The sequence below is a fragment of the Novosphingobium pentaromativorans US6-1 genome (assembly GCF_000767465.1).
Lineage (GTDB): Bacteria > Pseudomonadota > Alphaproteobacteria > Sphingomonadales > Sphingomonadaceae > Novosphingobium > Novosphingobium pentaromativorans.
Map to the genome: position 1 here is coordinate 51359 of NZ_CP009291.1, position 14087 is coordinate 65445.

Annotated in this window: 16 protein-coding genes; 1 reads left to right on the plus strand and 15 read right to left on the minus strand. The window is 63.8% G+C overall.

The features are described 5' to 3' along the window. Positions 1-13: 13 nt before the first annotated feature. From ltrA to JI59_RS27250, 15 genes are all read right to left on the minus strand, one after another. Complete coding sequence (gene ltrA / locus JI59_RS00250) at positions 14-1618, minus strand: group II intron reverse transcriptase/maturase (protein ID WP_138921578.1); 1605 nt, start codon at positions 1616-1618, stop codon at positions 14-16. Positions 1619-2239: 621 nt separating this feature from the next. Further along, complete coding sequence (gene traU, locus JI59_RS00255) at positions 2240-3265, minus strand: conjugal transfer pilus assembly protein TraU (protein WP_038575254.1); 1026 nt, start codon at positions 3263-3265, stop codon at positions 2240-2242. Further along, positions 3262-3906: a type-F conjugative transfer system protein TraW gene (traW, locus tag JI59_RS00260; RefSeq protein WP_081473887.1), complete on the minus strand. Its 645-nt coding sequence runs from the start codon at positions 3904-3906 to the stop codon at positions 3262-3264. Before traW ends, traU begins: the two co-directional genes overlap by 4 nt. Next, the gene (locus tag JI59_RS00265) at positions 3903-4427 is read right to left on the minus strand and encodes a S26 family signal peptidase (RefSeq protein ID WP_052117799.1); all 525 of its coding nucleotides are present in this window, start codon (positions 4425-4427) and stop codon (positions 3903-3905) included. Before JI59_RS00265 ends, traW begins: the two co-directional genes overlap by 4 nt. Further along, positions 4414-4821, minus strand: coding sequence for a type-F conjugative transfer system protein TrbI (locus JI59_RS00270; RefSeq protein WP_013832771.1), 408 nt, complete (start codon positions 4819-4821; stop codon positions 4414-4416). Before JI59_RS00270 ends, JI59_RS00265 begins: the two co-directional genes overlap by 14 nt. Beyond that, positions 4818-5213 carry a hypothetical protein gene (locus tag JI59_RS00275; protein ID WP_038575259.1) on the minus strand — a complete coding sequence of 132 codons (396 nt, stop codon included), beginning with the start codon at positions 5211-5213 and terminating at the stop codon, positions 4818-4820. Before JI59_RS00275 ends, JI59_RS00270 begins: the two co-directional genes overlap by 4 nt. Positions 5214-5245: 32 nt before the next feature. Beyond that, a complete protein-coding gene (traC, locus tag JI59_RS00280) occupies positions 5246-7792 on the minus strand; it encodes a type IV secretion system protein TraC (protein WP_038575262.1) in 2547 nt (848 codons plus the stop codon). Continuing rightward, positions 7792-8535 (minus strand): hypothetical protein, encoded by a 744-nt coding sequence (locus JI59_RS00285; RefSeq protein WP_007011023.1) that lies wholly within the window; start codon positions 8533-8535, stop codon positions 7792-7794. The genes traC and JI59_RS00285 overlap by 1 nt, the downstream gene beginning before the upstream one ends. 5 nt (positions 8536-8540) lie before the next feature. Continuing rightward, positions 8541-9431, minus strand: coding sequence for a DsbC family protein (locus JI59_RS00290; RefSeq protein WP_007011022.1), 891 nt, complete (start codon positions 9429-9431; stop codon positions 8541-8543). Continuing rightward, a complete protein-coding gene (locus JI59_RS00295) occupies positions 9428-10762 on the minus strand; it encodes a TraB/TrbI/VirB10 family type IV secretion system protein (RefSeq protein ID WP_007011021.1) in 1335 nt (444 codons plus the stop codon). Before JI59_RS00295 ends, JI59_RS00290 begins: the two co-directional genes overlap by 4 nt. After that, positions 10755-11513: a type-F conjugative transfer system secretin TraK gene (locus JI59_RS00300; protein WP_038575266.1), complete on the minus strand. Its 759-nt coding sequence runs from the start codon at positions 11511-11513 to the stop codon at positions 10755-10757. Before JI59_RS00300 ends, JI59_RS00295 begins: the two co-directional genes overlap by 8 nt. Further along, positions 11513-12085, minus strand: coding sequence for a type IV conjugative transfer system protein TraE (locus tag JI59_RS00305; protein WP_007011019.1), 573 nt, complete (start codon positions 12083-12085; stop codon positions 11513-11515). The genes JI59_RS00300 and JI59_RS00305 overlap by 1 nt, the downstream gene beginning before the upstream one ends. A gap of 12 nt (positions 12086-12097) precedes the next feature. Further along, positions 12098-12385 carry a type IV conjugative transfer system protein TraL gene (gene traL, locus JI59_RS00310; RefSeq protein ID WP_007011018.1) on the minus strand — a complete coding sequence of 96 codons (288 nt, stop codon included), beginning with the start codon at positions 12383-12385 and terminating at the stop codon, positions 12098-12100. Positions 12386-12411: 26 nt separating this feature from the next. Continuing rightward, complete coding sequence (locus JI59_RS00315) at positions 12412-12756, minus strand: TrbC/VirB2 family protein (RefSeq protein WP_038576652.1); 345 nt, start codon at positions 12754-12756, stop codon at positions 12412-12414. Positions 12757-13083: 327 nt separating this feature from the next. Beyond that, positions 13084-13518: a hypothetical protein gene (locus JI59_RS27250; RefSeq protein WP_203226072.1), complete on the minus strand. Its 435-nt coding sequence runs from the start codon at positions 13516-13518 to the stop codon at positions 13084-13086. Positions 13519-13615: 97 nt separating this feature from the next. Between JI59_RS27250 and JI59_RS00325 the strand changes: the two genes are divergently transcribed. Then, entirely contained in the window at positions 13616-13858 is a 243-nt protein-coding gene (locus JI59_RS00325; RefSeq protein ID WP_052117800.1) for an AlpA family transcriptional regulator, read from the plus strand. Positions 13859-14087: the final 229 nt, after the last annotated feature.

The following is a 14087-nucleotide window of genomic DNA, read 5'->3' on the forward strand; positions in this document are numbered from 1 at the left end:
TGAGGGAGTATTTTCATAGTAGAGTAAGACGTGGGCGCTGCGGCGTGTCTCCACGCCCAGTTTCCCACGCCTTCTCTCCGAACCGGACGTGCACCTTTCGTTGTGCATCCGGCTCTCCAGAAGCCTTGGCGTACTCGGGTTTCTTCATCCATTTGAGATCGAACCTCCGAACTGGCACGTAGCTCATCAAGAATTGCTCCGTGCTGCCTTCAGCCCAGACCTTGCTGCCCGGATGGGCGATGCCCGGCCTGCGCCACGATGCGATTTTCCTCCCGGGGACACGTTTGTGCTTGGCCCGCAGCCACAGCCAGAGACGTTGCCGCACATGCCAGTCGAGACTGGCGAAGATCGACTTCGCCCCCACGCAGTAGCGGTAGTAGGCAGACCACCCGCGAAGGTATGGATTGAGTTCCTGAAGCATGGCCTTGAGCGAACGCCGAAGCGTCTGCCGTCGGGCCAGTTGATTTACCCGTATCCTGAATCCGTTGATCGGCTCGCGCGGGATTTCGATGCGGGCGTGCAGCCCGAACCGCTTGTCCCATTTGAGCCTCACGCGGCATCCAAGGAATCGACAGCCCTCGGTCAGCGCGGTGATGCGCGTCTTCTCGGGCGAGAGCGTCAGACCCATCGCTTCGTGCAGGTAGGTTGCCAGCGCCTGCTTTTCGGCAAGAGCGTCAGCTTCCGTTCCCGACACGAAGATCAGGAAGTCATCGGCATAGCGGACGGGATAGAAGACCGGTCGCCCGGCCTTGCGATCCTTGTCGCGCCTGATTGCCGCCAGCCTTATCCCATCGGATTTCAGCTGTGGGTCCTCGGGGCGTTTTACCCAGTCCCGATACCGTTCCTCGATCACGCCAAGCGCGATGTTGGCCAGCAGCGGTGAGAGCACTCCACCTTGCGGCGTGCCGGTGTCTGTCGGGCTGTACGAAACATCCTCGAGAACCCCGGCCTTGAGGAACTGCACGAGCAACCGGTTCACCTTGCGGTCCGCGACGCCGTGGCGCACGCGTTCCATCAGCGGGTGATGTCCGATATTGTCGAAGCAGCCCTCAATGTCGCCTTCGATTACCCATTGGTACGGCGCTTTGTGTCGGCGACCGTCAGCCGCAGGTCTGCCCCGCGACTGGATGGTCACACGGATATGTTCAAGGCAGGCCTGACTGCCCCGTCCGGGCCGGAACCCGTAAGAGACTGGCCAGAACCGGGCCTCGAAGATCGGCTCCAGTACTTGCTTGACCGCGCACTGCACCACGCGATCCTTGACTGTAGGGATACCGAGGGGTCGGAACTTCCCCGGTTTGCCCGGCTTGGCGATCCATTTCCTGCGTGCAGGGGACGGGCGGTAGCCGCCCGACCGAAGCTCCTCGCGAAGCTTCCGCAGAAATTCCATGGCACCAATACCGGATGCAATTCTCGCTACGGTCTCCCCGTCGACTCCCGGAGTGCGCTTGCCGCGATTACCGGCAATCGTTTTCCAGGCCATCTGCAGATTGCGGGGATCGGTTACCCAATTCCACAAGTCGCAGTATGGTTCTTCGGGGTGTTCCCGACTCCACTGGTAGAGCTTTCGCTGAACGCCGAGGAGCCAGACCTGTGCGGCCTGATTACCAGAGTCCACTGGTAGTTCCTCCGTCATGACAGCCCACCGGCTTCCTGCCTGCCTTCGCCATGTGGACGGCTTTCCCGCCCTCGGACTACTACGCAGGCTCCGCCCCACCAGCGCCCATCCCCGGTCTCCGCGGATAGCCTGCTCCGAAGCAGGCGGGCGATGATGGTTCCCGTGTTCCGACGATCAACCTTGGACCCGTAGGTGCGACGCTTAACCCCTTGCGGCTCGGGCGTGCGGACAAGAAAGGACGACCCGCACACGAGTGCTCTGCGAGCACCCACCAGAAGGCAGCGCAACACGCCAACCGGTTCACACCGCGATTTCCCCACCCCGTCAGGTGATCGGGAGTTCAACTGTAAATAAAGAGGCTTCAGACACGTCATTCGCTTGTATCTCACCATAGATCCTGTGGTAGCCCGGCCTGCGGCTGACGGGCCGCATCCGGTACAGTTCAGGTCTCCTGCTCTGAGGCCGACCGCCGGAACGCGGCAAACCTTGGAGACCCCCTTCCGCCCCGACTCCTTCCGCCGGGTGGGGTGGCATCGCAGCCACCGGTCATTCGTCAGCAAGACGATGAAAGGATATGTTGTTGTATTACATACATATTTCCTTTCTGCGCCGTCACGGCGCTCACGCGCAGCAGTTCCGTTTGCGCCAGACCAGATAGCCCATGTCCTCGCCGATGGCGGGATAGACCTGGCCTGCCGACATGAAGGTGGTGGATGCGCCAATGGGCGCGCAGGCGTAGCGGCCCTTGGTCTGCGGATTGGGATTGGTGGCCTGGAAGCGGTATTGCTGCTTCCTCATCACTGGCATCAGATACTTGCCGCAGAGCCCCTTGCTGCCCATCGTGCCCCAGGCGACGAGTTCGCGGTGGAGCTTATAGGAGAAGCGGGCGAGGGCGAGCCGCGATGCCTGGACGTGCCCAATCGTCGCCGAGACATTGCCATTCAAGGGATACATGCTGCCCTGGCATCCCGCACACCAGAAGAGCTCGTCGGTCGGGAGCTTGGCCGTCGCAGCAACGCAGTCAGCCGCACAGGCCGCAAGCGCGAGCGGATTGGCGAAGAGAACCGCCTCGGGATTGATGATCGCGGTGAGCTCGCTGTCCTGCCAGAGCGGATCGATCTCGGTGATGTAGAGAATGTCGACCGAGCCCTGTTCGAGGCACAGGAAATCGGCAACGATCTCCATCCAGTAGATCAGCGGATAGGCATACCAGTGGACATGCCACTGCGAATTGTATTGCGTCGCGCCGCCCACGGCCGAAGGACCCGCCATCGACTTGAACCCGATGTCGAAACCGGGATCGAGTTTCATCCCGCCGAGATTGACGAAACACCAGGGCTTCATGCTGACGTCGGCAAGCCGGACCGGCTCCCAGAAGCCCATGGCGATGCCCGGCCGCAAACCGCAGAGGCAAACGGGAAGCGCCGGGTTGCTCGTATCGGGACGGCTCGACGGCCAGATCTTCAGACCGCCAACCGAAATCGGAAACAGGCACGACCAGCAGATGTCGGTGATCGGATTGACGAACTTGCCCGTGCAGCGGCCCGGACCGGCAGATGCCTGCGCTGGCGAAGCCGCAGCAAGGCTGAGACTGAAGGCAAGGAGCGCGCAGCATACCCATGTGAGAAGACGATTTTTTCTGCTCATGACGATGCGCGCTCCTTGGGTCGAACCGGCTGCTCGGTGATGATGAGCACGCGGCCCTGCTGCTCGACGGTTGCGGGCACGGCTCGGATGCCGAAATGCTTCACGAGGCTGCCGCCCTGGTCGAAATAGAAACGGCGCTGGCGGGCCTTCATCAGTTCAAGCGGCGCGCCGCGTACGAGGATGAGTTTGGCCTTGGTGCTGGCATAGCGCCGGGTTGCCCAGGCAAGCTGCTCGGGATCATCGCCGTCGAGGAACACCAGCGGCACACGCAGCGGTACGGTGTCGAGCGGATTGACTTGTGTTCCGGCCGCCACGATCACCCGGCCCTTGTCGTCGGCAATGTCGCGCTCGACGCTGATCGTCGGATCGAAACGCCAGCTGCGCGCCGCCGCCGCGGCATTGATCCCCGCGACCGGCTCAGGGCGGTTGACGCGCGCTATCGTTCGCCGCTTCAGCTCCTCGTTGAGCTTGGCCGTCTCGCCGGTCTTCTCGAGATGGGTGAGACGCGCATGGATTTGCTCGAGCAGGTCAGGCTCGATCACGGACCAGACCGTGCCTTGCTGGCCGTAGTCGCGGGCGCTTGCCGGCGCGGCCATCAGAAGACCGGCTACGAGGAAAGGGGCGGCGCGAAGCGGTGTCACAGGATCGGCCTCCCGACCCCGAGAATGCGCCTGGCGCAGATCCACCCGATCGCCGCATAGCGGCTGTCGAAACCGTCCTTGTGCGCGGTGGTGACGAAATAGCAGCCTTGAGGCACCACGCCTGTCGGACCGAGCGCCAGCGGCTCGCCGAAACGGCTTGCCCGCTTGGCTACCGCAACCTTGCGGCCATTGACGAAGAAGCTGCGCTCCTTCTCGGTCACGATGTCGCCGGGCATTCCGCTCACCTTCTTGCCGAACGGCTTGGGCTTCTTGCCGAAGTGCCTTTCGAGCAGCGGCGAGGCGGGCGGATCGAACAGGATGATCTCGCCGCGCTGTGGCAGCGCGCCGCGATCGAGCCAGATCGCCCAGTAAGGCAGGCTCGGACTGGCGTTGATCATCAGCGCGTGGTCCTTCGAGAAGGCGGCGAGCGAGGTGAGCGCAAGCGCTGCCGCGCCAAGCCCTGCCCACAGCGCGAGGCGCCGCCCGGTTGGCGAGTGGAGGACAAGATCAGCGGCGCGCATCGGGAATGGCCCCCACGCGGCGCGCGACATCGGCGCGCACGGCTTCGGTGAGATCGGGCGTGCTGCCGGCCACCACCGCTTCGGCGACAAGGACCGTGCGGCCCTCGCGGCCCAGATGTTCGACCGAGGCTTCGACCGCCTGGAGATAGGCCTGGACGCGCATCTTGGTTTCTTCAGGCGGTCTTCCCGCGCGCGCCTCGGCTTCGATGAAGTCGCCCATGATGCGGCTCAGCTGCACCGTCACCACTTCGCGCTTGTCGAGCGCGAGCAGCTTGTCGGTAGCCCAGACGCCCCAGAGCGCTGAGCCGACCATGCTCAAACCGAGCGCGACGGCGGTCCAGTTCACCGCACCCATGCGGCCGCGCAGGGAATGTGTTGCCAATATGTTCTTCACAGCTTTTCTCCCGAAAGCTCGCGCTCGAGATCGTTGATGAAGCGCGGCAGGCGCCAGACCACGACGAGCGTTGCGACACCGATGAGGACGAACTTGAACTCGTCGAGGAAGCCGATCTGGCGGCCTTGCTCGGCGCCGAGAAAACGGTCCGAAATATTGGCGAGATGGGCGAAGAAGACCCCGGCATCTCCGCCGGAAATCAGAAGGAAGAAGAGAAGCGGAAGTCCGAGCGCCATGAGGTAGCTCGAGGCGAGGAAGGTGCTGCCGCGAAGCACGATGTAGCAAAGGTCGGCGGCATGGGAGCGCCAGCACTTGGCCGGCAGATCGAGGCTTTCGCCGTCGGCACGGGCATCCTGGGCCCGGTCGATCGGCGTGACGAGATGGAGTGGCATCGGTTTTGGGTGTCCTTGGATGGAGGGAGAAGTCAGGTTCGATTGGCAAAGGCGATCCGTTCGATCGCGTCGGCAAGCTGGTGGCCGCGCGCGATTTCGGCATCGATCGCGGCAAAGGTCTGGGGCGAGCTTGAGAACAGCGTCGCCGAATAGTCGTCGAGGACGAGCCGGCCGATGGCTTCGGTCTCCGGGCCCTTGATGAAGACTTCCGAATAATCGCTGCCCGAACGCTTAAGGCTGCGGATCAGGGTCTCGGTGCGGTCGTCCATGTCGAGGCGCTTCGACGCCTTGAAATCGGCGATCGTCTCGGGCTTCTGCTGGAGGATCAGCATCCAGTCGCTGTTTTCCAGCGCAGCGGTCGCCCCATCGGACTTGTAATAGTCGTTGAGTGACTGCGTCGCGGTTGCCAGCGCCCCGCCATATTTGCGGCAGGTGCGGGCATAGGTTTCGACGAACTCGCCCATCGAGCCGCCCTTGAGCATCGACCACGCCTCATCGATCAGCAGCAGCTTCCTCACCGAGCGCGGGCTGCGGGTCATGGCCTGGCTGGTCATGAACATGATCGCCGAGAGAACGACGCTGCGCAGTTCCTCGCGGGTGGCAAGGTCCGACATCTCGAAGACGGTGAAATCGGTGTCGAGATCGAGGCTCGCCTGGCCTTCGAAGAAGGCGCCATAGGTGCCGCCGGACATGTATGGCGCAAGCGCGGTGGCGAGATCGCTTGCGGCTTCATTGCCGAGCCCTGTCAGTGCTTCGCCGACGCCGGTGATCGAGGCATCGACGCCCCGTTCGCTCCAGACCATGTTGACCGCCCGATCGATCAGGCCGCGCTCGGTGTCGTTGAGCTTTGCGCTGTGCCGCGCCATCTGGCCGACAATGGCCTTAACCATGCCGAAGCAGTCGAGCCGGTAATCCTCGTCTTCGGCCGCGCGCTCGCCATCGATCATCGAGAACGGATTGAGGCAGAAGCCCGCCTTCATCGTGAACTCGACGAACCGGCCGCCTTGCAGCTTCACCGAATGCTCGAAGCTGCGCCCGTCGTCGATGACCACGACCTGAGCGCCAGCGCCGCGCAGCGCCGCGCACATTTCCTGCAGCAGCACAGACTTCCCCGAGCCGGATTTGCCGCAGATCGCGACATTGTGGTTGCCAGCATCGTTCTCGAATGGCGACCAGAAGAAGGGCTGGCCGCGCCGGCCCACGAACAGCAGGTGCGGATGGACGCTGCCGAGATACTCGCCCTGCATGGGAGCGATATTGGCCGCTGTCGTCGAGAGCACGGTCTTGAAGCGCTTGAGGCGCTCCATGTCCGCGCCAAGCCCATCGGCCAGCGTCATCGGCATGGCCGCGAGCAGCCCCTGGATCTGCAGGTATCGCTCATCGGCAAGATCCCAGCCCGCCGCCTTGTAGATCGACTTGATCGCGCGTTCGTCGCGGTCCCCGCGGCCGAGCGGGGAGTAGGTCGTCAGACCATAGAAGACCCGCACCAAACGTCGGCCTTCCTGCAGCTCGGATTGCACATGCTGCCACTCGGCCGCCTGCTCGCCGATGCGGGGCAGGAAGCGCGCACTGCGCGTTCCGGCAAGGCTCGTCGTGCGCATGAACTTGAAGCCGGCCTTGGCCGAAGCAGCTTCCTGGTCGGGATAGACGAGGCACAGCATCGTCGCGGCAGGGCAGGGGAAGCGCAGCTTGTCGGTGAACATGTCGCCGATAAGCCGCGCGCATTCCCACGGCGCCCAGCGCTGGGGCATGTTGCGCGAGGAAAAATGCCGCACGTCGAAGGCATCGGGGTAGACCGTGCCGATCTCGGGAACGCCGTCCTCGATCTTGCCCGTCGCACGAAACCGCTCGGTGACGAGCCGCATACGGTCTTCGTGGATGACGAGCTCGATATCGTGCCGGATCGCCTGGGCCGCGATCGCGTCGTTCGGATTATAGGGCACGGCATCGTCTTGCGGCGCGGTGGTCGGCGAGGTCAGGTCGTCGATGATCGCGATCAGTTGCTGGGGCTCGACTTCGGCAACGCCCAGATTGAGCGATTTCAGCATGGCAATAAGGCCGTCGCGGGTCTGCTTGAGATCTTCGTTGCTGACCGCCTTGGCCGCAGGCACGCCGACCGAAACGATGACCTGATGGTGCCGGGCGTGGAAGGGCGCATCCTGCGAGCCCGATTCCCAGACAAGGCTGTAGAGCCGCCGTGCGCGGTGACGGGCAATCGCCTCGTAGACGCCGCCCTGGACATAGCGCGGCGCAAACCAGGGTGCGACGATCCGGCTGATGCGCGGGGATGCGAGATGCAGGACCTGGAGACAGGCGCCTGCCGGAAGCCCTTCGGAGAAGAATGACCCGAGGATCTCGCCAGTGCGTTCGTCCGCCCCGATCAGAGGAGTGACCGAGAGCACGAAGCCTTTGGAGCGCGCGTTGAAATAGAGCCGGCTCGTCGGATCATAGACCCGGTAGGGGAGCCAGTCCGACAGCAGATCGAGCATCAGGGCAGGCCGGTCATGTTCAGCGTGCTCGGCATCGCCCAGAAGGCCGGTGAGGAGCCTGTCAACGATCGTCTTGAGTTTCTCGGCCATCACTTGGGCTCCTTTTGTGCCTTGGCGGCGTTCTTGGCGGCTTCGATCGCCTCGATGGTCGGGAAGATCAGCGGGGCCTTGTCGGCAGAGGGCCGAGGGGTTCGATCATGCGGGGGCTGCGTCATGTCGAACCCCTCGACCGCCGGTGCGCTCGCACCGGCAACCGCCTCGCGCGCCGTGGAGGGGAGGACCAGCGGCGAGGCAGAGGGGATGTCCTCGATCGAGGACGAAGGCTGAAAGGGCTGTCCGAGATCGAACGTCTCGGCTTCGGGCCGTTCGGCCGCGGGAAGGGTGGCGGTTTCCTTCAGGAGATCGCTCTTGGCCTGTGCGGCCTTCAACTGGCGCCTGAGCTGCCGCATCAGCAGCGGGGCGGTATCCTCGCCTGCCTTGCGGCGCAGTTCTGCGGCCCAGCGCGGATTTTCGACCACCGCCCAGGCGACCGCATCGTCGTGCAGAGTCCCGGTCTCATCGATATGGGCCGGAAAGACGATCCTGAGCGTACGCTCGGATGTACGGGCCTGATCGCCGGATGCGACGGAAACAGGGGGACGCAGACCGTCATGGACCGGTCCGCTCGCGGACAAATCCTTGGTGGCGCGGGCATCGATCACTTGGCTGGGTGCGCAGTCGCCCTTGGGGGCACGGCAGGTGAAATCGCCTTCGATATTGGTGCCGAAGGTGGCGCAGCCGCTGGTCAGCACGGCAAGGCAGGCAGAGGCGAGAATACGGTGGGAAAATCCCATGACGGTTATCCTTTCTTGGCCGGAGCGAGGGCGGCCGCTTTTGCGGGCTTGAGGAATTCACGGAGCACGGAAGCCGGGCGATACCCTTCAAGGATCGCGCCGTCGGACGGGCGTACGATCACCGGCGTTCCGTTGAAGCCATGGGCCTTGGCAAAGGCCTCGTTGGCATCGAGCCCGCTCGTGTCACACGGCTTCGGGTTGGCGAGGGCGAGACCCGAATAGGCCATATGCAGGGACACCTCAGGGCGCGGCGAGCACAGCACCCGTTCGGCATCGCGGCGGCTGTCGGCCCCGAAGATCGAAATAGGCCGCTCCTCGACGCGCGCGCCGATCGCCTTCAGTTCGGCTTCGAGCTTCTTGCAGTAGCCGCAGTGGAAATCGGAGAAGACGACGACCTTGGGGCCGTTCACTGGTCCCCAGGTGATCGCGCCGTTCGCGGGCAGGCCGGCGAGCGATACCTTCTGCGGGGTGGCGCGCGGGGCGGGCTGACTTTCTTCGTTGGCATTGCTCCGCCGTGCAGCACCAGCAGCCAGCAAGTCTGGGTTGAGTGCGAGGAGACGGGCTGCCGTCAGGTCTTGCCGCGCCTCCATGTCGTAGATGCGCCCGATCACCAGATATTTGGCCGCGCGATCGACGTAGAACAGCGTCGATTTCGAGGCGACTTCGCACAGGCCGCCAAGGCCATCGCAGGTGATGGCGTCTATCGGCGTCTTCGGGAGGCGCAGCTTGAGCGCGGCGCGCACCTTTGCCGTGTCGGGAGCCTGAGCCGGGGAGGCGAGGCTGGCCACGCCCCAACCCGTTGCGGCTGACAGGGCGACGACGGCAGCAACGGTCGCCACCGGTCGCAGCCAGCGCCGCGGCTTGGTGGGGGTTGGATCGTTTGCGGCAGGGGTCATTGAGAGTTCCTCACGTAGACGCCGTCGAGGAAGACGATCTCGACATCGATGCCGGTCGGCATCTCGACGACGGGTTGGTATTGTTCGGCGCGCTCGATCAGATATTTGCTGACCGTATCGGCGGCATCGGCAGCGCCCTGGCCGAGCCCACCGCCGAGGATGTCGCCGGCAGAGAGCTTCGAGCGGGTGCCATCGGCATTGGTCGTGACGCCGGAGAAGACGCTGTTGGCGTTCGCCGAAAAGCCGCGCCCGAACCCGCCGACAATTCCGGCGAGCAGGGCCTGACTGACAAGGCTGCCCTCGCGACTGACGACACGGCCACGCACGCCCGATTTTCCGGCAAAGCTGATGAAGCCCTTGACCTCGCTCACCGCGACGCGCCCGCCGGGCTGGTCGCAGGTCATCCGCGCCAGCTTCACGTAAACCTTCTCGGACGAGAGATCGCCGCGCGCTGCGCCATTGACGATGCAGCCCTGAAGCCGCGTGGTCAGAACCTTGCCGTTCTGCATGACCGATCGCGCCGGACCGGTAATGCGCAGCACCACGGGAAGCGGATCGGTCTGGCTCGCGACCCCCGCCGACGCATCGACGCCGACGATGACCTTGGCAGGAGCATAGGAATTGGGCGGGAGATAGTCCGGCGAGTCCTCGACCACCACCGGCGGCGCTTCCGGGCGAGCCGCCCGCAGTCCGCTGGTTCCTGCCTTGTCGGCGGTGAAGCTCATGAGTTTGACTTCACCGGGACCGGGAAGGCCTGTTTCGCTCGCGCCAAGCGCGGCACCCGCAGGGGCAGACTGAAGCGGTCGACCGCGCGCATCGTAGCCACCCGCCTGCGGGCCATAGGCCGGTGGCGGCAGGCTTGCGGCTGCCGGGGCGGCCTGGCTGGCGAGGCGCGACTTGAGATCCGCATTCTCAGCCGATATCGCATCGATCGCGGCTTGGCCGTCGACCCGCATGGCCTGGTTCTCGGCCTTGAGCGCGGCAAGCTGGGATTCGATTTCCTCGCGCGGGAGGCTCGCGTCCTTCATGGCCTTCTGCTCGCGGGTCACGGCATCGAGACGGTTGCCGTAAGTCGCGACGAACTCGCGCTGTGAAAGGTCGCGATTGATGAGCCCTGCGGTGTCGATAGTCTGCGCGGCGGTGGGATCATCGCTCTTCGCGCTGTCGCCGCCGCCCAGGATGAACCAGCTGCCGCCGACAAGCGCGAGTGCGCCCAGGGACCCAAGCAGAAGCTTCTGCCGCCGTGCGGTCTTCGCGTTGAGGCTGGTTACTGGCGACGGCGATGCCGGATCGGCCTGTACCGGGGATGAGATCGAGGGAGCATCAGTCATGGCCCAACCCTCCGTTCGAACCGACAATGAAGGCGACCGTGCTTTCTCCCGATTTGAGAGTGGGCTGGGCGATGGAGATTGCGAGTGTCTGGGAGGACGCGAGATCAGCTTCGGCAAGCGTCAGCGGCTTGCGGCCACGGTTCGCCAGGCGGATGACCTTTCCGGCAAGCGCGCTGCCGCGGTAATCGGCGATGAGCTGGATTTCGAGATCGCCGACCCGTGCCGGAAGGGCGGAGGACTGCCTGACTTCGAAGCCATCGACCGTCCGGTCATTGGCCATGGCCTGGATGAGCCGCACTGCGCTCGTCTCCAGCGGCGTTTCGCTTTCCCAGGCAGATGCCTTGTTTGTCGCGATCGCCGGGTTGGTGATGAAGACCTGCACTGCCGGGACAGGCTCGACCTGGCAGGAAACCTTGTAGACGAAGCCCTTCTTGGTCGTGGCGAAGAAGCTGATCGACCGCGCCGCATAGGTCTCGGGCACCGACACGTAGATGTCGCCGCGCAGCGGTTCGTTGGTGACCGCAAAATCGTTGTAGGGCGTGCCGGTCGAGATCTTCGAGACGCTGGCAAACTGGTCGTCGATAAGCGCGAAGCGCGTCAGCTCGCGGGCCGACACGGCGCATTCGATGCTTGCTCCATCTGCAGCCTGTTTGAACTGATCGGCGGCCTGAGCGCCGCTTCCTGAAAATGCGAGCATGATGCTGGCGCAAAGAGCCAGGCTCCACGCGCGCGTCTTGCGTCGGTAAGCCATCACTGGGCCTCCTTCGTTGGGTCTTTGGGTGGCAACTGGCTGAAGCCTGACAGCGCGAGACGCAGGCCCCGGTAGGTCCAGTTGAAGCGGAAACGGCGTTCGTCGCTCGCGATGACCTGGGCGCCGACAAATGTCTTGAGCGTGCCCGTCACATCGGAAGTCAGCCCCTTGGGGTCGACGGTCATCGACCGGATGACGAAGGCCTGGGTGACATCCGAACCCCGCTGCTCTTCGACAATCCGGACGAGATCGGCCTTGAGGCGCCCGTAGCTTGCCGGATCGGCGAGCTTCAGGATCTCGTCCATCCAGTAGTCGAGGCCTTCGGGGCTGCGATTGAGGAGAACAAGCGCGGCATCGCGGGTCACGAGTTCGAGATAGTCGGCCTCGACCCCCGCGCTGCTGACGGTGAGCTGCTTGGGGAGCGTTGGCAGGAGCACGACTTCGCGGTCGCGGGTGGCAGCAAGGCTGACGGCGACGACAAGCGCAATGCCGAGCCCGGCGCTGGTGAGCGCAAAGAGGTTGCGCTGGCGCAGCAGCGACTGCTGACGCTCGTGTGAAATGTCGGCAAACATGGATATCTCCCCTCAACCGGCAAGCAGGCGGCAGTGGGAAGGCGGCGTCGATTTCAGGCCCAACAATCCGGCCGGCAGATACCAATAGGCGGCATGGGCTACCCAGGAGCTGGCGCGTCCTGCTTTTGCCTTTCGCAGCGCGAACCAGGCGCCGAAGGCAACGATGATGCCGACAAAGATATGCTGGCTGAGGATTCCCCAGGTGAAGGGGATGAGCATCCCGGCGAACTCGTCGATGGTCCAGAAGCCGATGAGCTCCGGATCGTCGAGCCGACGCGGGATGATGTATGGGTCTGCCATGGCGACGCGCCTTCCCGTCCGACGCGTCAGATGACCGCGGTGACGACCGAGGTGACGATCGGAACACCCGTGCCGACGCCGATGCCGACACCGACCGGAACAGCGACCTGTCCGAGCGAGAACCGGCCCGAGGCGAGACCGATGAGGCCGCCTGCAAGGCTGAGGACCGTGATGATCTTGCCGCCCGAGCCTTCGAGGAAATCGGTGAATTTCGTGAGGGCAGGGGTGAAGGTCGTGTCGGCGCCCGCGTAGGCGGCGCTTGCGGCCAGTGCTGCGACCGCAAGCGGTACCGCAAAGGTCATGGCCCGCCCGAACTTCGAGGGGTTGTGATCAACGGCGCCGGAACGCCGGGAGAGGGTGAGAGACTGCATATGGAGCTCCATCTGGAGGGGTGAACCCAGCGTTCTTTCGTTCGCTGTGTGTTCCACATGCATCTAGGAAATCGATGTAGGAAAGTTGGATCGCCGCTGGGGCTGAAGTGGCGGACGGATATGGACGCATCAATTGGCCGGCGTCGGCGATAATACGCAGAAACAGCGGCTTATCTGGTAATGAACGTCGACGAATCCCGACAAGCGTCGCGGTGATTGTCGGCGACTCGGGCCTAGGGGATGATTCGCCTAGAAACGAGATGTTCCGTAAATGTTCTTTTCATTTTCCTACATCGATCGCGCGCGATATGGCTACGACTCAGTTCCTCATCGTTGGAGTTTTTGTCGATGCATCAGCCCGCGCCATTCCGAGGCGAAGCCAACACCAGCCTCGCGCACATTCTTGCCCATGCAATCGAGTCGTCTGACAAGCCCAAGCACCAGATCGCTCGAGAAGTCGGGATCCACCGCGAGACGTTGCTTCGTGTCATGCGCGGCGATCGGCCGATCGGCCTTGATGAAGCCGCGCGCGTTCTCGATGTCTGCGGCGCCTTTCCCCGCGCCAGCATGATCCTCGCCTTGGCAGGTCAGGAGGATCTCGCCTGCGAATGGATGCGCAGCGAAATGGGAGAGTTTCTCGAGGACTTCTTTACGGCCTTGCCAGGCCAGCTCGAACGAACGCTTGGGCGACGCGTCGAAGATTTGCGACCGCGGTGGGCGAATGGCACTTCGCAGCTCGTCGCCCGCATGCTTGCCAAGCACATCGATGATTTTGTGGGCCGCGACATTTCGATGGCGCTGCCGCGCTGATCCAATTCACCTCGGAGGGGACCGAGCTTCACCAAGACAGGAAAGACGAATGACTGCTGTCTCCTCCAACGATGCCGTCTCTCTGCACGCTGGCGAGCCGGCGCCTCTGCCCACCCGACTTCTGCGCTTGCCAGATGTCATGGCTCGAGTGGGAATGAAGCGTTCCGCGATCTATCAGCGGATGAGCGAAGGCAGGTTTCCGAAATCGCGATCGCTGGGCCCGAAATGCGCTGTGTGGGTCGAAGCGGAAATCGACGATTGGATCGCAGCTGTTGCCCGTTCTCCAGATTAAGAGCGGAGCGAAGCGCAGCCCACGACAGGTCAGCGGGCCGCACAGCCGCCGCGAGGGAGCAAAGCGCCACGTGCCGAATTGCTCACTTGCAGTAAAGCAACCTGCTGGGTAGTCGCAGCCGGGCAGCTGCGAGTTGTGGGCGGCAGATCAGAAAATTGCCAGGACAACGTGGTTGGGCCCTCAGATGCGGACGACAACTCGCAGGCGCTCATTGTTCCGAACGCTGTTG